The 18,363-nt window shown below is 35.4% G+C and carries 20 protein-coding genes; 18 read left to right on the top strand and 2 right to left on the bottom strand.

What is annotated here, in order from left to right:
- Positions 1 to 7 precede the first annotated feature (7 nt).
- The gene (locus C406_RS0107395; RefSeq protein ID WP_017379972.1) at positions 8 to 721 is read left to right on the top strand and encodes a pseudouridine synthase; all 714 of its coding nucleotides are present in this window, start codon (positions 8 to 10) and stop codon (positions 719 to 721) included.
- A gap of 60 nt (positions 722 to 781) precedes the next feature.
- On the opposite strand, the gene C406_RS0107390 is transcribed toward C406_RS0107395, so the two are convergent.
- Positions 782 to 1,003 (bottom strand): DeoR family transcriptional regulator, encoded by a 222-nt coding sequence (locus C406_RS0107390; RefSeq protein ID WP_017379971.1) that lies wholly within the window; start codon positions 1,001 to 1,003, stop codon positions 782 to 784.
- Between the two features lie 340 nt (positions 1,004 to 1,343).
- On the opposite strand from C406_RS0107390, the gene pepV reads away from it, so the two are divergent.
- The 6 genes from pepV to C406_RS0107360 all read left to right on the top strand — a co-directional run bounded on the left by pepV (position 1,344) and on the right by C406_RS0107360 (position 6,815).
- Positions 1,344 to 2,741, top strand: coding sequence for a dipeptidase PepV (pepV, locus tag C406_RS0107385; RefSeq protein ID WP_017379970.1), 1,398 nt, complete (start codon positions 1,344 to 1,346; stop codon positions 2,739 to 2,741).
- A gap of 15 nt (positions 2,742 to 2,756) precedes the next feature.
- Positions 2,757 to 3,608, top strand: a complete 852-nt coding sequence (dat, locus tag C406_RS0107380; protein ID WP_017379969.1) for a D-amino-acid transaminase — start codon at positions 2,757 to 2,759, stop codon at positions 3,606 to 3,608.
- 82 nt (positions 3,609 to 3,690) lie between these two features.
- Positions 3,691 to 4,239 carry an RNA 2',3'-cyclic phosphodiesterase gene (thpR, locus tag C406_RS0107375; protein WP_017379968.1) on the top strand — a complete coding sequence of 183 codons (549 nt, stop codon included), beginning with the start codon at positions 3,691 to 3,693 and terminating at the stop codon, positions 4,237 to 4,239.
- A complete protein-coding gene (locus C406_RS0107370; protein ID WP_017379967.1) occupies positions 4,239 to 5,159 on the top strand; it encodes a diacylglycerol/lipid kinase family protein in 921 nt (306 codons plus the stop codon). The genes thpR and C406_RS0107370 overlap by 1 nt, the downstream gene beginning before the upstream one ends.
- A 70-nt stretch (positions 5,160 to 5,229) precedes the next feature.
- The gene (gene trmB, locus C406_RS0107365; RefSeq protein WP_017379966.1) at positions 5,230 to 5,874 is read left to right on the top strand and encodes a tRNA (guanosine(46)-N7)-methyltransferase TrmB; all 645 of its coding nucleotides are present in this window, start codon (positions 5,230 to 5,232) and stop codon (positions 5,872 to 5,874) included.
- 92 nt (positions 5,875 to 5,966) lie between these two features.
- Complete coding sequence (locus C406_RS0107360; RefSeq protein WP_017379965.1) at positions 5,967 to 6,815, top strand: YtnP family quorum-quenching lactonase; 849 nt, start codon at positions 5,967 to 5,969, stop codon at positions 6,813 to 6,815.
- A 151-nt stretch (positions 6,816 to 6,966) separates the two neighbouring features.
- On the opposite strand, the gene C406_RS0107355 is transcribed toward C406_RS0107360, so the two are convergent.
- Positions 6,967 to 7,281, bottom strand: coding sequence for a hypothetical protein (locus C406_RS0107355; protein WP_017379964.1), 315 nt, complete (start codon positions 7,279 to 7,281; stop codon positions 6,967 to 6,969).
- 169 nt (positions 7,282 to 7,450) lie between these two features.
- On the opposite strand from C406_RS0107355, the gene C406_RS0107350 reads away from it, so the two are divergent.
- From C406_RS0107350 to C406_RS0107300, 11 genes are all read left to right on the top strand, one after another.
- Entirely contained in the window at positions 7,451 to 8,524 is a 1,074-nt protein-coding gene (locus C406_RS0107350) for a M42 family metallopeptidase (protein WP_017379963.1), read from the top strand.
- Between the two features lie 75 nt (positions 8,525 to 8,599).
- Positions 8,600 to 9,130 carry a DUF84 family protein gene (locus tag C406_RS0107345; protein ID WP_017379962.1) on the top strand — a complete coding sequence of 177 codons (531 nt, stop codon included), beginning with the start codon at positions 8,600 to 8,602 and terminating at the stop codon, positions 9,128 to 9,130.
- A 64-nt stretch (positions 9,131 to 9,194) separates the two neighbouring features.
- Positions 9,195 to 9,719: a hypothetical protein gene (locus C406_RS0107340; RefSeq protein WP_017379961.1), complete on the top strand. Its 525-nt coding sequence runs from the start codon at positions 9,195 to 9,197 to the stop codon at positions 9,717 to 9,719.
- A gap of 1 nt (position 9,720) precedes the next feature.
- Complete coding sequence (locus tag C406_RS0107335) at positions 9,721 to 10,032, top strand: thioredoxin family protein (protein WP_017379960.1); 312 nt, start codon at positions 9,721 to 9,723, stop codon at positions 10,030 to 10,032.
- A gap of 189 nt (positions 10,033 to 10,221) precedes the next feature.
- The gene (locus C406_RS0107330) at positions 10,222 to 11,037 is read left to right on the top strand and encodes a DUF1444 family protein (RefSeq protein WP_017379959.1); all 816 of its coding nucleotides are present in this window, start codon (positions 10,222 to 10,224) and stop codon (positions 11,035 to 11,037) included.
- The gene (gene ytpR / locus C406_RS0107325; RefSeq protein ID WP_017379958.1) at positions 11,034 to 11,639 is read left to right on the top strand and encodes a YtpR family tRNA-binding protein; all 606 of its coding nucleotides are present in this window, start codon (positions 11,034 to 11,036) and stop codon (positions 11,637 to 11,639) included. The genes C406_RS0107330 and ytpR overlap by 4 nt, the downstream gene beginning before the upstream one ends.
- 114 nt (positions 11,640 to 11,753) lie before the next feature.
- On the top strand, positions 11,754 to 14,327 hold the full coding sequence (locus C406_RS19395) for a DNA translocase FtsK (protein WP_017379957.1): 2,574 nt from the start codon (positions 11,754 to 11,756) through the stop codon (positions 14,325 to 14,327).
- 148 nt (positions 14,328 to 14,475) lie between these two features.
- Positions 14,476 to 15,771, top strand: a complete 1,296-nt coding sequence (gene murC, locus C406_RS0107315) for a UDP-N-acetylmuramate--L-alanine ligase (RefSeq protein ID WP_017379956.1) — start codon at positions 14,476 to 14,478, stop codon at positions 15,769 to 15,771.
- A 152-nt stretch (positions 15,772 to 15,923) separates the two neighbouring features.
- Complete coding sequence (locus C406_RS0107310) at positions 15,924 to 16,376, top strand: DUF948 domain-containing protein (protein ID WP_017379955.1); 453 nt, start codon at positions 15,924 to 15,926, stop codon at positions 16,374 to 16,376.
- Positions 16,377 to 16,428: 52 nt separating this feature from the next.
- A complete protein-coding gene (locus tag C406_RS0107305) occupies positions 16,429 to 17,055 on the top strand; it encodes a YtxH domain-containing protein (RefSeq protein ID WP_017379954.1) in 627 nt (208 codons plus the stop codon).
- A gap of 219 nt (positions 17,056 to 17,274) precedes the next feature.
- Positions 17,275 to 18,360: a bifunctional 3-deoxy-7-phosphoheptulonate synthase/chorismate mutase gene (locus C406_RS0107300; protein ID WP_017379953.1), complete on the top strand. Its 1,086-nt coding sequence runs from the start codon at positions 17,275 to 17,277 to the stop codon at positions 18,358 to 18,360.
- The last annotated feature ends 3 nt before the right edge of the window (positions 18,361 to 18,363 follow it).

Below are 18,363 nucleotides of genomic sequence, written 5' to 3'. Positions count from 1 at the left end.
CTCTATTATGAGATTAGATAAATTACTTTCTAATATGGGCTACGGCTCAAGGAAAGAAGTAAAGATCTTATTAAAATCAAAAGCGGTCGAGGTAAATGGCGTTTTTGCGAAAGATGTGTCTATGCATGTCGATTCGACTGCTGATCAAATTATAGTATTTGGTGAAAAAGTGATTTATACAGAATTTATTTACTTAATGATGAATAAACCACCTGGAGTTATTTCGGCTACGGAAGATAAATATGACCAAACTGTCATTGATCTACTTGATCCATTAGCGCAACACTTTAAGCCTTTTCCGGTGGGACGTTTAGACAAAGACACGGAAGGGCTGTTAATTCTAACGAATAATGGTCACTTATCACATCAGTTGTTATCTCCGAAAAAACATGTACCGAAGCTATATTTTGCTGTGATTGAAGGTAAAGTAACGGAAGATGATGTGAAGAAGTTTAAAGAAGGTGTAACTTTGGAAGATGGTTATTTTACCAAACCAGGTGAACTTACTATTTTATTAAGTGGAGAAGTGTCTGAAATTGAGTTAACAATTATGGAGGGTAAGTTCCATCAAGTAAAACGAATGTTTGAATCCGTTGGGAAGAAAGTGACATATTTAAAACGTATGTCCATGGGATCACTTAGATTAGATGAAACACTTGAGCTTGGGGATTATCGCCATTTAACTGAAGAAGAATTAGAGGCATTACAAAAAAAAGAATGACCGAGATTTCTCGGTCATTCTTTTTTTATTGCAGTGCGTGTTCAAATGTTTGAACCATATCTAAGATGTCATTTTCACACGTTTGCTCGTCGTTGTCCAACTGCCACGACTCGGACTGCTGACCAAGTCATTAAAGGCTAACACGTTCAAATCTCTTTGGACGGTGCGAGGAGTGATGCCGAACTCATCGACTAAATCTTGTGTCGTTACAATTCCGTGATCTCGGATGAACATATACACATCTTTAATCCGATTAAGCATCCGATCAGTAGTTGGTTTCATTTGTTGAACCACACTCCTTCATCTTATGTTCTCTTGGCTAAGACTAGCGGACGACATTGAGTCATTAGAAGACTCGGTTGATTAAATAGAGTGCCGTAAACAGCCCCTTTTCTAATTGTTCATCAGACTACTGTTGTCTGACAATTCAATTATAAAATAAATTACTCATCTTATCTAGCATAATATCTAATTTTTACAGAGAATTTACAAAAGCGTCATAAAAAATACGAAAATTCACTCTATATATATGTTAGAAAATTAAGAAAATGATGTTTGCCCCTATGATTTTTTTTTGAAAGGTGTAAAATAGCTTTATGAAAGTGGCAGGAGGAATTTAAACGTGATTAATTGGTTGGACGAAGCGAAAAAGAAACAACCTGAGCTTTTAAAAGAGCTTCAGCAACTTATTCAAATTCCAAGTGTTTTGGATGAAGAGCATACCTCAAGTTCACAGCCGTTTGGTCCTGAACCACTTAAAGCACTAGAGTGGATACTTAAAAAGGGTCAGGATGCTGGAATGATCGTAAAAAACGTAGATAACATGGCTGGTCATATTGAAATGGGAGAAGGAGACGAACTTCTTGGTATTTTAGGTCATGTTGATGTTGTTCCTGCTGGCAATGGGTGGACGTACCCACCTTTTGAAGGGCATATTGAAAATAATCGCTTGTATGGAAGAGGCACCATTGATGACAAAGGTCCAACGATGGCTGCTTGGATGGCCATGAAAATGGTCAAAGAAGCGGGAATTCCTTTAAACAAGCGAGTGAGATTAATTATTGGCACAGATGAAGAGAGCGGTTTTCGTTGTGTGAAACGCTACTTTGAAAAAGAAGAAATGCCACATATCGCCTTTGCTCCAGATGCAGATTTTCCGATAATAAACGCGGAAAAAGGTATTGCCACCTTGCGCTTTACAACAACAAAACTAGAACAAGTGGAGCAACTGCAATCATTTCAATCAGGCACTCGAACCAATATGGTCCCTGACTTAGCAACAGCGGTTATTCATATAAATCATGCATCAATTGAAAAAGAATTCAAGCAATTTACGAAACAACATAAACTTCAAGGTTCAATAAAAATTAATGAAAACGAGATTTTTCTGACCATAAAAGGTAAGTCTGCACATGCGATGGAACCGAACGATGGTGTTAATGCAGGTATCTATTTAGCTGAATTCTTAAAAGACATTGTTACTACATCAGGTTCGAAAGCATATGTAGAGTTTGTGTCCTCCTCTTTTTTCAATGATTCAAGAGGTCATGTATTGGCTCTTAACTATCAAGACGAAATATCCGGTGAGACAACATTAAATGCAGGAGTTCTTGCTTTTGACCCGAAAATAGGTGGAACAATTGATGTTAGCATTCGATACTCTGTATCATATGATTTTGATAAATATTTAACCAAGTGTCAGACAGCTTTAAGAAAAAACATTATTTCTGTGGATGTAATATCCAATTCAAGTCCACATTATATTGAGGAGTCAGATGAACTGATTCAAAGCTTGTCTCGGGTATATGAGCGTCAAACCGGAGAAAAAGCAACGCTGCTGTCAATTGGTGGTGGAACATATGCACGTGTACTTAAAAAAGGTGTAGCTTTTGGCATGTTATTCCCGGGGGAAAAGGATGTAGCCCATCAAGTTGATGAGTTTGTTGATATACAAAATTTAATAAAAGCAGTTGCGATTTACGCGGATGCGATTTGCGAACTCGCTTCAAAAAAATCATAGAGAGAAGGATTTACAATGACTTGGGTATTATGGAATGATCGATTAGTAAAAGATGCAGACATTCAATTGTCCAAAGAAGACCGGGGCTATCAATTTGGAGATGGTATTTACGAAGTAATTCGTGTATATAACGGTAGCATGTTTACGGCAACAGAACATATCGATCGTTTCTACGAAAGCGCTGATAAAATAAAGATAGTCATTCCATATACAAAAGACGTTTTTCATAAAATGATTTACGATCTTATTGAAGCGAATGAAGTCACATCTGGTCAAGTTTATATACAAATTACTCGTGGAGCAACGCCTCGTCAACATCAGTTCCCAACGAACACCGTGGAGGCAGTTCTTACGGCATATACGAAAGAGTTGCAACGTCCTGTCTCAGAAATGACGAATGGTGTATCAGTCAAAACAGTTGAGGATATCCGATGGTTGCGCTGTGATATAAAGAGTTTGAACTTATTAGGAAGTGTATTAGCGAAACAGGAAGCGTATGAAGACGGTTGTTTCGAAGCTCTTTTACATAGAGGAGATTCGATTACAGAAGGGTCTTCCACTAATATGTACGGTATAAAAGACGGTGTACTATACACACATCCAGCTACAAACTTAATATTAAATGGCATTACTCGCCGTGTTATTTTAGCTTGCTGTGAAGAAATTGGATTGCCGGTAGTTGAAGAACCTATGTCTCTTGCCTCTGTATTTTTGAATGAAGAATTCTTTATGTCTTCGACAACTTCAGAAATAATACCAGTCATCATGATTAATGGACGGAAGCTCGGAAAGGGTTTACCAGGAGACTGGACCCAGAAATTACAAATAGCATTTGAAGCAAAAATTAATCAAGCTGTATATGCTTAAATTTGACTCCTCTACCTTGGTAGAGGGGTATTTTTTAAATATTTAATCCTGTAAACTGAGTATAATTAAGGTGGTGGAATGGATGCAACATTATTTTATCGGTATTAAATTACCTAAAGATTTAGCACAGCAACTTGTTGATCTAAGAAAAGGATGGCATTTAGAACGTTCACACAAAAGACTTCCAGTGCCCGAAGATTTACATATAACTTTGCTTTATTTAGGAGCAGTTGAATCCGATTTGTTACAACAATTACTAAGTCAGTTAGATTCTCTCTCTCAAAAATTTTCGCCAATTGATATCACACTTAATGGTGTATCTATATTCGGGAATCCTTTGACTCCTCGAGTAGTTTACACAGCTATAGAAGAACAACTAAGCTTACAACTATTACAAAAGGCCGTTTTGGAAAAGTGCCTGTCACTTTTTTTACAAGTAGACAAAAAGCCGTTTGTTCCACATATTACGTTAGCTAAAAAGTGGAGTGGACAGCACGAGATGTTTCTAAAAGAAATGGACATCGAAAAACAGTCATTCTCTATAACTGATTTCTCTGTATATGCCATTAATCCGAGGGAAACACCATCTTATCAAGCAATTCATACTATTTTCTTAAGTGGTTCAACTTAATGAAGACAACGTTTATTGTGAATCCTGCAGCAGGGGATGGTAAATCCCTAAAACGATGGGAGAAGTTTAAAAAAGATCTAAATTTCCCTTACGAATTATATATGACTACTAGACCTAAACATGCCACAGAATTAGCGGAAATGTGTGTGCAAAGTGGTGAACCCCAATTGCTTATTGCATTTGGTGGAGACGGAACTGTTCACGAAGTAATTGAAGGTGTTCTTAGTTGTCCTAATTGCATAATAGGCGTCATCTGTGCAGGCTCAGCTAATGACTTTGCACGAGGTTTTCAATCGTTTCAACATGCAACAGAAGTAAATCAATATGTACAATCCGACGGTAAAACGCTTAAAATGGATATTGGCAATGTGATTACCCGAAGTGAACACTATACCTTTGTTAATAATGCTGGAATTGGTTTTGATGCATATGTTGCATATCAAGTGAATAAATCACCTGTGAAAAAGGTTCTAAATAAGTTCAGTTTAGGCAAGCTTGCTTACACATTCTTTGTCATGAAGACGTTGGTAACATTTAAAAACTTCACATTAAAAGTAGAAACACCTACTAACTGTCAGATATTCAAGGAAGTATGGTTTTCGACTATAAGCAATCAGCCTTATTTCGGCGGTGGAATGAAAATTTCTCCACAGTCTAACCCGGCAGATGGAGAGATTGAAATAACTGTAGTTCATCATTTATCACGCCTAAAACTCATGCTACTATTTGCATCAGTCTTTTATGGTAAACATACTTCATTCAAAGAAGTTCAACAAATCACGTCCACCTCGTTTAGACTAACAACAAATGAATCCATGTACCGTCATACCGACGGAGAATATGCGAATAAAACGACACCACTTGTTGCAGACGAGTTTTCAGTTCAATCAAAAAAATGGCAAATTACAAATTTAATATGAACTTGACGATAGGCAGAAATTCTATGATAATTTGTAATTGAAAAGCATGTATGAAAGAAGGAATAAAGTAATGAGATTACGTAATAAACCTTGGGCAGAAGATTTTATCACTGCACACCCACATATTGTCATTCCAAATCCACAAGATTATAGAGGAAATTGGGGAGAAGTATTTCAAAATAATAACCCACTACATATCGAAGTTGGAACTGGTAGAGGTCAATTTGTAACGGAAATGGCAAGAGCAAATCCTGGTATTAACTATTTGGGAATCGAGTTATATGATAGTGTCATAGTGTCAGCTCTAGAAAATGCTATTGAAGCTGGCTTGCCAAACTTAAAATTATTAAAAGTTAACGGCGAACATTCGGCCAAGTTTTTTCAGAAGAACGATGTAAGCAGAGTTTATTTGAATTTCTCAGATCCATGGCCAAAAATTCGACATGCTAGAAGAAGGCTGTCACACGAGAATTTTTTGAAATTGTACGAGTCGTTCCTGATTGATAACGGAGAAGTCCACTTTAAGACAGATAATCGTGAGCTTTTTGAATTTTCTTTAATAAGCATGTCTGAATATGGCATGTTATTAAAATATCTATCGTTAGATTTACATGTAAATCAACCAAAGGATAACATCATGACAGAATATGAAGAAAAATTTTCTGCAAAAGGACACCCGATTTATCGTCTAGAATCTCAATTTGTTACTAAATAGAGAAGAGAAATTGAAATCTTAATGGATTCTTTAAGAGATTAAAATAGTGTTTTTTTGTTACACTAAAAATATTACATAAAGGAGGGTACAAAATGGATCAATATACATTTCACGACATGAAGTTAAGCTGGTTAAATGGAGGATTTACATTATTAGATGGTGGTGCAATGTTTGGTGTTGTACCAAAAGCTTTATGGTCAAAAAAATATCCTGTCAATGAATTAAATCAAATTGAATGTAGTACAGACCCAATTTTGATTCAATTTGAAGGTAAGAATTTATTAATTGATACAGGTGTGGGCTTTAACAAAATGAATGAAAAACAGCTAAGAAATAATGGGATAAAAGAACAATCACATCTTGATGATTCATTAGCCTATTTAGGGTTACTTACAGAAGACATAGACTTTGTTCTTATGACACATATGCATTCTGATCATGCAAGTGGTTTGACTAAGTGGGAAAATGACGATCTCGTATCATCATTTCCTAACGCGAAAATCTTTGTATCTGCAATTGAATGGGATGAAATTAGAAATCCTAACATTCGATCAAGAAATACATATTGGAAAGAAAATTGGGAAAGTATCCAAACCCAAGTAGTAACATTCGAAGAAGAACTAGAAGTATTACCAGGTATTCGAATGATTCATACTGGGGGGCATAGTGATGGCCACAGTATTATTAGGTTAGAACAAAATGGAGAAACACTTATTCATATGTCAGATATAATGCCTACTCATGCTCATCAAAACCCACTGTGGGTCTTGGCATATGATGATTACCCAATGACCTCTATTTTCGCAAAAGAGAAAATAATGGCTGAAGCACTAGCGAATGGTTATTCATTTATTTTCTATCACGATGCTTATTACCGTTTGATTAAATGGGATCAGACAGGAAAAGAGATTATTAATAAACTTGAACGCACGAGAATATAATTGCTGTTTTAATGTATAAAATCATATAATATTGACAATTCTAACTGTTGAAACAGTAAGGTAGAAATGATAACTAAAACATTAACATAGGTCTATAAATCATAAAAACAGCAATAAAAAAGCGATCCCATTAATCGGGATCGTTTTCATTTTAAAGTTTAATTAAATCAACAACAGTTCCTGTTCGTGCATCAGCAAAGAACTCGAATTGTTCTATCTCACCTTCACGTACTCGTGAAATGCCTCCACGATAAACATCCGATGAAATGGCTTGACGGGTAAAAGGTTCTGTTTTCATATAAATCCAAGAACCATCAATCAATCCTTCCGATTTAAAGGATTCTTTAATGCCGTGTAAAACAAGTTCTGCTGGTTTCGTGGGATCGATACGATGTGCAACTTCACGAATTAAAAATCCTGCTGCAATGCCGGTAGAAAAACCAATGATCAAATCTTTCGTCTTCATTAAAATGCCTCCTAATACAATATTTTATTTAAGTTTACCATAAGTTGTATAAACAAACAGAGATAAAATTCTTCACTAAAACAATTCGACAATCGAAATAAAAGATGGAAATGTTCTGAAAAATCAACTATAATAGGATAGACTTTTACATAAATAGGGGGATATACAATTGAACTCAGAAACACTTCAATTATTTAAAACATTAACTGAACTTCCTGGAGCTCCTGGTAATGAACATTTCATGAGAAAGTTTATGAGAAGTGAACTAGAAAAATACTCTGATGAAATCGTTCAAGACCATTTAGGTGGTATTTTCGGATTAAAAAAAGGTGACGATCAAGGACCTAGAATTATGGTAGCGGGTCATATGGATGAAGTTGGTTTTATGGTGACACAAATCACTGAAAACGGCATGCTGCGATTCCAACCGTTAGGTGGTTGGTGGAGCCAAGTTTTACTAGCACAACGCGTTGAAATCATAACAGACAATGGACCTGTAATAGGGGTTATTGGATCGATTCCACCTCATTTACTGAGTGATGAAGTTCGAAACAAACCAATGGACATTAAAAACATGCTTATTGATATAGGTGCTGATGATTTAGACGATGCAAAGAAAATCGGTATTCGACCAGGTCAACAGATTGTTCCTATCTGTCCATTCACCCCAATGGCAAATAATAAAAAAATATTAGCAAAAGCTTGGGATAACCGCTATGGCTGTGGCCTAGCAATCGAACTGTTAAAAGAACTAAAAGATGAAAAATTACCAAATACTTTGTATTCAGGTGCCAATGTTATGGAAGAAGTAGGCTTAAGAGGTGCTCAAACAGCTGCAACTTTAATAAATCCAGATTTATTTTTCGCATTAGATGCAAGCCCAGCGAATGATATGTCAGGTTCAAAAACAGAATTCGGTCAATTAGGTGAAGGTACATTACTCCGTATTTTTGATCGTTCGATGATTACACATCGTGGAATGCGTGAGTTTGTATTAGATACTGCTGAAACAAATAATATCCCATACCAATATTTCATTTCTCAAGGTGGAACTGATGCAGGACGCGTCCACATGACAAATGAAGGAGTTCCAAGTGCTGTTGTCGGTATTTGCTCTCGCTACATTCACACAGCCGGCTCTATCATCCATACAGATGACTACGCAGCCGCAAAAGAATTAATTGTAAAATTGGTTCGCTCAGCTGATAAAACAACACTTGAAACAATTCGTCAAAATGTTTAAAAAGTGCCTTAAAAGGCGCTTTTTTTATTTCAGTGTTTTTAGCACCACCACCTAAATTATTTTAAGGAGGTTCTTATGAAAGTTGCAATCGGAACTGAAAATCAAGCAAAAATTCATGCTGTTCAAAATATATGTCATTTATATTTTGAAGACGTGGAATTCATCTCGCTAAATGTTCCTTCAAACGTATCTGAACAACCCATTGGAGACGAAGAAACTTTACAAGGTGCAAAGAATCGAGCGAGCATTGCTTTCATGGAAACTCAAGTTGATGTATCTTTCGGGCTTGAAGGCGGAGTTAAAGAATTAGATGGACAACTTTATATATGCAACTGGGGAGTACTTTATACAAAAATAGGACAACAGTATATAGCGGGGGGTGCTCAAATTCCTTTACCGCAAGAAGTGGGTCATGCCATCCGAAACGGTGAAGAATTAGGACCAGTAATGGATCGTTACACAAAGCGAATTGGAATACGTCATTACGAAGGGGCCGTTGGAGTATTTACTAACGGATTTGTGAAGCGGGAAGAGATGTTCGAACACGTTGTAAAACTCTTACTAGGTCAATATTTCAAAGAAAACCCTATCCAAGAAATGACTTAAGTTGCAAGGATAAGGGAACCATATTAAAATAGATACAGTACTTACATGGAATGGAGGGTAAACCATGAGCCGAAACTGGTTGCGAATTGCTATCGCACCATTCATAGTAATGACTTTAGTTGCTTGTTCTGATTCTGCTGAAGAACAGACAGGTGAAGGAATTAAAGTAGCAAAAGAGCTATTTCAAAATGAGCCAGTTGAACCGAACGAACAAATAAAAAGTGTTGAATTATTTGTTCCTGGTGGTTTTTCTATACAAGAAGATTCGGATGATACGAATATCATCTTGAATAGTAAAAGTGATTTATATGTTTTATTTATTAACCCGAATGAAGAACAAGATAGCCACTTGTTTTATGATCTGTTAAACGCTGAAAAGAAAAATGGTATCTACGCTTTAGAAACTTTTGAGCAAAATGGTCGCTTTGGATTCATAGCTGTTTTACCATCAGGTGATGAGCAGTTTGAAATTATGGCAAGCATAGGTGGCTTGAAATTGACGACAATCTCTAAAAAAGCTAATATTTATAAAAACATTGAACAAATGATGAAAATTGTTCGTTCTGTTAAAATCGAGGGGAGAGTTTAGATTGAGAGACTTACAATCAGTTGAAGAGTTTCAAGCTTTAAAAGTTGCAGAAGACGTGGTGTTTTTATTTACAGCTGCCTGGTGTCCGGATTGTCACTTTATCGATCCTTTTATGCCTGAAGTTGAAGAGAAACTTGAATCTTTTACATTTGTGTCTGTTAATCGCGATCAATTTATTGATATATGTGCAGAACATGAGATTTACGGAATTCCAAGTTTTCTAGTTTATAAAAACGGTATTGAAGCAGGACGCTTTGTCAGTAAAGATCGAAAAACTCAAGAAGAAATCGAACAATTCTTACTGGAATTATAAATATTTTTTTGAAAAGTCATACCAACTTGAATGAGTAACTTAGATATTGTCACAAAAAGTAACCAAGAAACATAATAAATGTTCTCATAATTTGAGCACTTTAAATAAAGGCTACCAAAGAATGCAAAAAAAAAGAGCGGTTCCGCCCAAAAGGTGAGAACCGTCTCCTTTTGTTAGGGATGTGAAATTTTGAACTCAAAGCAATTAGTTGAACTATTAAAGCAGAAGCTTACTAATCCTGCATTTACATGGCAACATGACGAAAAAACAGATCGTGTAAGACTAAATCATAAGGTTTTAAATAAAGGAATGGAAATATCACTTCCTGAAATATTATCTAAATATGAAATGAAAAAAGATAAAGCAATTAACGAAGTGGTTTATACAATTAGCCAAACATTTGAAGCTATGGAAAAAGAAACACAAAGTTTAGACCGATCAACCTCACATATTTACCCTGTCATTCGTTCTACATCTTTTCCTGTAAAATCGAATGAAGGACACGATTTAGTAGTAACAGACCATACTGCTGAAACACGTATTTTCTATGCATTAGATCTTGGAAATACGTACCGATTACTGGATGTAAATATGTTAATTGAAATGAATGTAACAGATTCAGAAGTTAAAGAAGCAGCGAGGTTCCAGATAAGAAAACTTTCAACAGAATTGAAAGAAGATCATGTAGCTGGCAATATTTTTTATTTTCTAAATGCAAACGATGGATATGACGCCACCCGTATATTAAATGAACCATTTTTAAAAGATATGCAAACTAAAATTGAAGGGGATATGACGTTATCCGTTCCCCATCAAGATGTTTTAATTATTGGAGATATTCGAAATGAAGCAGGATATGATGTACTGGCACAATTAACCATGCATTTCTTTACAACAGGTAAAGTTCCAATTACTTCCTTATCATTTATTTACGAAGATGGGGAATTGGAACCAATATTTATTATGGCGAAAAATCGATTGGAAAAGGAGAACAAAGATAAATGAATATTTTTTACAATATGAAAGGTGTAGGGGACGTACTTTTGGTTCAACTCACTACAACTACATTTGAAGAAGTAGAAACACAATCAAAAGGTGACATTACACTTATTAAGGATTCTAAAACAGGTGAAGTGGCAGCATTTAACGTCTTTAATGCTAGTAATCATTTAGAATTAAAAGAACAAGGCTCTGTTGAAGTGACGAAAGAAATCGTTGCGACTTTGCAATTATTAATTAATAATAGCGAATTGGACCTTATATTAGAGGTGGACTTTACACCTAAATTTGTAGTGGGATATGTTTTATCTAAAGAACAACATCCAAATGCAGATAAATTAAACATCTGCAAAGTTGATGTTGTTGAAGAAACACTCCAAATTGTTTGTGGAGCTCCTAATGTAGAAGTCGGGCAAAAAGTGGTTGTAGCTAAGGTAGGTGCTGTTATGCCATCTGGTTTAGTTATTCGTGATGCAGAACTTCGTGGTATTGCCTCTAGTGGGATGATTTGTTCGGCTAAAGAGCTAGCTTTACCAGATGCACCAACAGAAAAAGGTATTTTAGTATTAGATCAAAGTGCTGAAATAGGTTCAGCTTTCAAAGCATAAACTAGGTAAAACTCTGTGTACTCAAGAATTTAGGTACACAGAGTTTTTTTATCCGTTTGAATTGAATCTCAAACCTGTTAAAATGGAAACATTGATATGAAAAGAGGGTTTGAAGTGAATTGGTTGACAACAGCATTTAATAAATTATTTTCTAATGAACAACAGGACAAACAAGATGATCTAGATAAAAATGAGCTACCAACATATAAACAGTCGAAAACACCGTTTCGATTTCCCCTTATTAGCGATAAAGAGAAAGATCAATTAGTAGATGACGAATTAGAGGATACTCAAAAAGAAGAAGAGTTCATGCCTTTATATATGCATAAACAATGGCAACAACAACGGGAGAATGCAATTGTTCATCATGCAACTAAGCCAAATATGGACAAATCTAGTAAAAAAATAGTAGAACCCAAACCTAAACCTAAAGTAAAAGAAAGCTATCAAGAAGTAAAACCAAGAATAACAAAAGTGCCTGTTCAGTCTAAAAAGTTCATACCATCAGACGTTCCATCTCCAATTCATGGCTTCACTCGAACAAAAATATCACCTATTAATGAATTGTTAGCAAAAAAGAATTCAGATGAAGTCGTTGCAACAGTTGAAAGTACCATAATTAGCCCAAGTGAATCTGCTATTTTCAAGCCAAGCGAACCAACCATTCAAACTTCAAGTGAACCAATTACAATTAAGCCAAGCGAACCAGATATTCAAACTTTAAATGAATCAATTACAATCAAACCAAGCGAACCAGACATTCAAACTTTAAATGAATCAATTACAATCAAACCAAGCGAACCAGACATTCAAACTTTAAATGAACGAATTACAATTAAGCCAGGCGAACCAGACATTCAAACTTTAAATGAACCAATTACAAATAAGGCAAGCAAACCAGACATTCAAACTTCAAATGAACCAATTACAATCAAGCCAAGTGAATTAGTCACAATGAAGGAACAAAACATAGCAGAACATTTAGTGATTCAAGATTTTCATGAGAAAGTTGATGTTGAACCTAACAGCACCATTGAGAATGTGAAATCTGTTTCTTCAGTACAAATAGCTGAAATTCAAGAAACTGAAATAAAAAAGAAATCACTCCCATTTAATGTTTTAATGTTAAATTCAGATAAAGAAAAATATAATAAAAAGAAAGTTCAAACGACTACCCCCTCTGCCATTACTCAAGTGCCAATTATTGAGTCAAATGAAGAAATGTCAACAGTCATTCAAAATGTTCAAGCTGATCCCGTCTTGGACGATTTACAGTCCGGTTACGTCTTTCCTGAAAACAGTTATTTAGTACCGCCTGAGGAGAAGACTCAAGATTATGAATGGATGCAAATGCAAGCAGATCGCTTAATTGAATCGCTATCCTACTTCCAAGTGAAAGCGGATATTGTGAACATGGTTCAAGGTCCCGCTGTAACTCAATTTGAAATGACCGTAGGACAAGGAACAAAAGTAAGTAAAATTCGTAATTTAGCAGATGATTTAAAATTAGCACTGGCAGCTAAAGATATTCGGATTCAAGCCCCTATTCCTGGAAAAAGTTCAATTGGAATTGAAATACCAAATCAAACATCAAGACCAGTAAGGTTATCAGAAGTTGTCGGAAGTTCTAATTTTAAAGACTCTGATTCTCCACTTGAAGCAGCTCTTGGATTAGATTTAACTGGAAAACCTGTAACAATTGATTTGCGCAAAATGCCACATGGGTTAATTGCAGGAGCTACTGGGTCAGGTAAATCAGTGTGCATTAATTCAATATTAATTAGCTTATTGTATAAGGCAACGCCGAAAGAATTAAATTTATTGTTGATTGATCCAAAAATGGTGGAATTAGCTCCTTTTAACCATATTCCTCATCTTGTAAGCCCAGTTATAACAGACGTAAAGGCAGCTACTGCTGCACTTAAATGGGCAGTTGAAGAAATGGAACGAAGATATCAGCTGTTTGCTCATACTGGTGTGCGTGATATTTCTCGATATAATGCCATGGCAGAAGAGAAAAGACAATTTGCTCAGAAACTGCCATACTTGTTAATCGTTATTGATGAGTTAGCTGATTTAATGATGATGGCTCCAACTGAAGTGGAAGAATCTATTTGTAGAATTGCTCAAAAAGCACGTGCATGTGGAATTCATTTAATCGTAGCTACACAGCGCCCTTCTGTAGATGTCATTACGGGACTTATCAAAGCGAACATCCCAACTCGAATCGCATTTTCAGTTTCATCTCAAATCGATTCTCGAACAATTCTTGATGGCCAAGGTGCAGAACGATTACTTGGAAGAGGTGATATGTTGTATTTAGGAAATGGGATGTCTGCACCTATTCGTTTACAAGGTACTTATGTAACAGATGAAGAAATGGAAGAGATTATTGATCACGCACGTAGTCAAGGTGAACCTTCCTATTTATTTGAACAAGAGGAGCTAGTTCGTCGTTTAGAAGTTGCTGAAGATCAAGATGAGTTGTTTGAAGAAGCATGTCGTTTTATTTTAGAGCAAGGCTCAGCTTCGACTTCATTACTACAACGGAAATTCCATATGGGATACAACCGGGCTGCAAGACTAGTTGATTTAATGGAACAACATGGTTATGTTTCAGAGTCAAGAGGAAGCAAAGCACGTGAAGTCTTTATTACAGAAAATGATATACAACAACTTTTTAATTAATAATTAAATTAACGTCTAAAGTGGTAAAAAAGGTAATAAAGTAATTGCGAGAAAATTAGTTAATTTCTAAGCTAGATTAAATGATGATATAATCGGGTAAGGAAGTATATATAAAAGTACAGGCACCTTTCCCAGGAGGATTAAACAAATGACAGTGTTTCATTTTACAGGAATAAAAGGATCAGGCATGAGTTCACTTGCACAGATCTTGCATGATTCAGGAAATCAAGTACAGGGCTCTGACATAGATAAACATTTCTTTACAGAAGACCCATTACGTAAATTAGGAATCTCAATCTTGCCATTTAATGCAAATAATATTCAAAAGGGTATGACCGTTATCGCTGGTAATGCATATCGAGATGATCATGAAGAATTAACTCGTGCAAATGAATTAGGCGTTGATGTTATTCGCTATCACAAGTTTTTAGGTAATTTAATGGGGCAGTTTACTTCAGTAGGGATTACAGGATCTCACGGTAAAACTTCGACTACTGGATTAATGTCGCATGTCTTAAGTGGCTTTGCGCCAACTTCATATTTGATTGGAGATGGCACTGGACACGGTGAATCACAAGCGGAGTACTTTGCATTTGAAGCATGTGAATACCGTCGGCACTTTTTAGCTTACCATCCAGATTATATGATTATGACAAATATTGATTTTGATCATCCTGATTATTTTAAAGGTATTGAAGATGTTGTGGATGCATTTCAATCAATGGCACTACAAGTAAATAAAGCTATTTTCGCTTGTGGTGATGATGTACATCTTCAAAAAATCCAAGCGAATGTTCCGGTTGTTTTTTACGGGTTTGGCTCAGAAAATGACTTTGAGGCACGTAATGTGGTGAAAAATACTTTAGGTTCTACGTTTGATGTGTTTGTACGCAATGAATTTTATCATGCATTTGAAATACCTTTATTCGGAGATCATGCCGTTTTAAATGCAATGGCTGTAATTTCATTGAGTAGTTACGAGGGTATTCCAGCTGATGTTATTCACAAACAATTACTATCATTTGGTGGTGTTAAACGCCGTTTTACTGAAAGTATTAAAGGCGAGAGGATTTTAATTGATGATTATGCCCATCATCCAACTGAAATTAAAGCAACACTTCAATCAGCTCGTCAAAAATATCCAGAGCGTAAAATTATTGCGATTTTTCAACCACATACATTTTCACGTACACGAACATTTTTAAATGAATTTGCAGAAAGCTTAGAAATTGCTGATTTTGTCTATCTATGTGATATTTTTGGCTCGGCACGTGAGAACGCAGGAGATTTAACTATCCAAGATTTATGTGATTTAATTGAGAATTGTGTTATTCTAAAAACAGAGGAAATTGATGTTTTACTTGAATATGAAAATGCTGTTTATTTATTCATGGGGGCTGGGGATGTTCAAAAATTCCAGGCTGCATTTGAAAAAATAATATAAGTTAATAAAAACTCTAGTTATGATTTAACTGGAGTTTTTATTATTTTAAGCAGGAATTTAAATATTTTTGTAGAATATTAGTAACTGGAACGTTTATTTGCTGTTGTGTAAGGGAATATAGAAAGTATGAGTGATTTCGAGGAGGAGATTGAGTGGAAATAGTACTATACATAGCAGCCTTAGTTGCAGCTATAGGTTTTCTCGTTCTCTGTGTAAGTCTTGCTATGACATTAACTTCATTAAAGAAAACATTAAATGAAGTATCGGGAACAATGTCTGGATTAGAAGGACAATTACAAGGAGTAACAAGAGAAACAACGGAACTATTGCATAAAACAAATGATTTAGCTTCAGATATTCAATCTAAATCTGAAAAATTAAACAGTGTTGTTGATGCAGTTAAAAACGTAGGGGAGTCAGTGAATGGCTTAAACACTTCAGTTCGACGCATTACTTCTTCAGTTGCTAGTGAAGTTGAGAAAAACGAAGAAAAAATTTCACAAGTAATACAATGGAGTAACGTTGTTCTTGAAATCCGTAACAAATGGAATGAACGAAAAGCGATTGAAGAAGGTCGTTCTGGTTACTCGAATTATAAAGGCTAACCTGCTGAATTTATATAATGATAGTGAAACCCAAAAATTAGGAGGAAACAAAATGACACAATATAAACCAAATTATAACGAAGCTAAGTATAATCGTGAATTCTATACGAACAAATCAGTTGAAGAGGAAGCATATCTTCCTCAAGCTCTAGAATATACAAATGATCCCCAATACCGTGATCCAATTTATGTGAGCGATGAAGTGAATTCAAAAGACTTCTTAATCGGCGCATTAGTAGGAGGTATCATCGGAGCAGCAACTGCTTTATTCCTTGCACCAAAATCAGGTTCTGAACTTCGTGAGGATGTCTCAACACAAGCAAGTCACTTAAAAGAAAAATCAGTCGATTTATCTTCAACTGCTAAAGAAAAAACTGTACACTTTTCAAATCAATTAAAAGAAAAAACAGTTGATTTATCAGCAGTTGCTAAAGATAAAACAGCTCAAATATCAACACAGTTAAAAGAAAAATCAGGTCCTTTAGTTGAAAAAGTAAAATCTATCAAATCTAAAATGCCTACCTTAATGGATGATGGCACTGCTTCTTCTGAAGGAGAAGAGCCAATTGATTTCATGGAAACTGTTAATAACACAGTAGAAGAAGTCGTAAATGAAATTAATGAAAATTCAACATCTACTGCAAAAGCACTAAAAGAAGCAGTAGCAGATAAAAAATAATAATAAAATGACAAGACTCACATTAACATGTGAGTCTTTATTTCATCAATAATTAGGGCATAATGATTCATAATTACTTTAGCGCGTTGAAGCGTTAAAGAAAATGCGTGACAATATGAAACTTGCGTACTATAATAAGTCTATTATCAAAAATAAAGCGCCATACTTTTTACGTTACCTCTTCGTAAATAAGATATGAGTAGGAGAGGAGATCATAGTATGAGCAATCAAGAATTAGATAACTTACGCTCAAATGTGGATGAATTGAACTTAGAAATTCTTCGTTTAATCAATGAACGTGCAACAGTCGTTCAAGAAATTGGAAAAGTAAAAGAAAAGCAAGGTGTCAACCGATATGACCCTCTTCGTGAACGTCATATGTTGAACTTAATAAAAGAAAATAATACTGGTTTACTACCTCAATCAACAGTGGATCACATTTTTAAAGAGATATTTAAAACAGCTTTAGAACTTCAAGAAAACGATCACCGTAAAGCACTACTTGTATCGCGTAAAAAGAAAGCAGAAGATACAATTGTAGTCGTTAATGGAGAACGTATTGGAGATGGCAAACCAACTTTCATTTTTGGACCATGTGCAGTTGAATCTTATGAGCAAGTTGCAGCAGTTGCTGGAGCGATACAACAAAAAGGATTAGGAATGATTCGAGGAGGAGCTTATAAACCTCGTACATCACCTTATGATTTTCAAGGCCTAGGACTCGAAGGCTTAAAAATTCTTAAACGAGTAGCACAAGAATATAACCTTGCTGTTGTCTCAGAAATTGTCACACCTCATCATCTTGAGGAAGCGTTAGATTACATTGATGTAGTTCAAATCGGTGCTCGTAACATGCAAAACTTCGAGTTGTTAAAAGCAGCCGGTTCAATAAATAAACCTATACTATTAAAACGTGGAATGGCTGCAACTATTGATGAATTTATCCATGCTGCAGAGTACATTATTTCACAAGGGAATGACCAAATTATTTTATGTGAACGTGGAATTCGTACTTACGAGAAAGCGACACGTAACACACTTGATATTTCATCGGTTCCAATATTAAAACAAGAAACACATTTACCAGTATTTGTTGATGTAACGCATTCTACAGGACGTCGCGATTTATTACTTCCTGCAGCGAAAGCAGCAATCGCGATTGGTGCAGATGGTGTTATGGCTGAAGTTCATCCAGATCCAGCAGTAGCTTTATCTGATGCAGCACAACAAATGAACTTACCGCAATTTGATGAATTTTATGATTCACTTCAAAAGTTTATGAAATCTTATGAAATTCATGCATAATCT

It is taken from the genome of Paenisporosarcina sp. TG-14, from assembly GCF_000297555.1.
Taxonomy (GTDB): domain Bacteria; phylum Bacillota; class Bacilli; order Bacillales_A; family Planococcaceae; genus Paenisporosarcina; species Paenisporosarcina antarctica.
Note: the sequence above shows the minus strand (reverse complement) of the source record. Positions and strands in the feature narration are given on the sequence as shown.

Coding starts and splice junctions, on each gene's coding strand:
- C406_RS0107395 (WP_017379972.1), top strand. CDS start 8: ATGAGATTAGATAAATTACTTTCTAATATGGGCTACGGCTCAAGGAAA.
- C406_RS0107390 (WP_017379971.1), bottom strand. CDS start 1,003: ATGAAACCAACTACTGATCGGATGCTTAATCGGATTAAAGATGTGTAT.
- dat (WP_017379969.1), top strand. CDS start 2,757: ATGACTTGGGTATTATGGAATGATCGATTAGTAAAAGATGCAGACATT.
- thpR (WP_017379968.1), top strand. CDS start 3,691: ATGCAACATTATTTTATCGGTATTAAATTACCTAAAGATTTAGCACAG.
- C406_RS0107370 (WP_017379967.1), top strand. CDS start 4,239: ATGAAGACAACGTTTATTGTGAATCCTGCAGCAGGGGATGGTAAATCC.
- trmB (WP_017379966.1), top strand. CDS start 5,230: ATGAGATTACGTAATAAACCTTGGGCAGAAGATTTTATCACTGCACAC.
- C406_RS0107360 (WP_017379965.1), top strand. CDS start 5,967: ATGGATCAATATACATTTCACGACATGAAGTTAAGCTGGTTAAATGGA.
- C406_RS0107355 (WP_017379964.1), bottom strand. CDS start 7,281: ATGAAGACGAAAGATTTGATCATTGGTTTTTCTACCGGCATTGCAGCA.
- C406_RS0107345 (WP_017379962.1), top strand. CDS start 8,600: ATGAAAGTTGCAATCGGAACTGAAAATCAAGCAAAAATTCATGCTGTT.
- C406_RS0107340 (WP_017379961.1), top strand. CDS start 9,195: ATGAGCCGAAACTGGTTGCGAATTGCTATCGCACCATTCATAGTAATG.
- ytpR (WP_017379958.1), top strand. CDS start 11,034: ATGAATATTTTTTACAATATGAAAGGTGTAGGGGACGTACTTTTGGTT.
- murC (WP_017379956.1), top strand. CDS start 14,476: ATGACAGTGTTTCATTTTACAGGAATAAAAGGATCAGGCATGAGTTCA.
- C406_RS0107305 (WP_017379954.1), top strand. CDS start 16,429: ATGACACAATATAAACCAAATTATAACGAAGCTAAGTATAATCGTGAA.
- C406_RS0107300 (WP_017379953.1), top strand. CDS start 17,275: ATGAGCAATCAAGAATTAGATAACTTACGCTCAAATGTGGATGAATTG.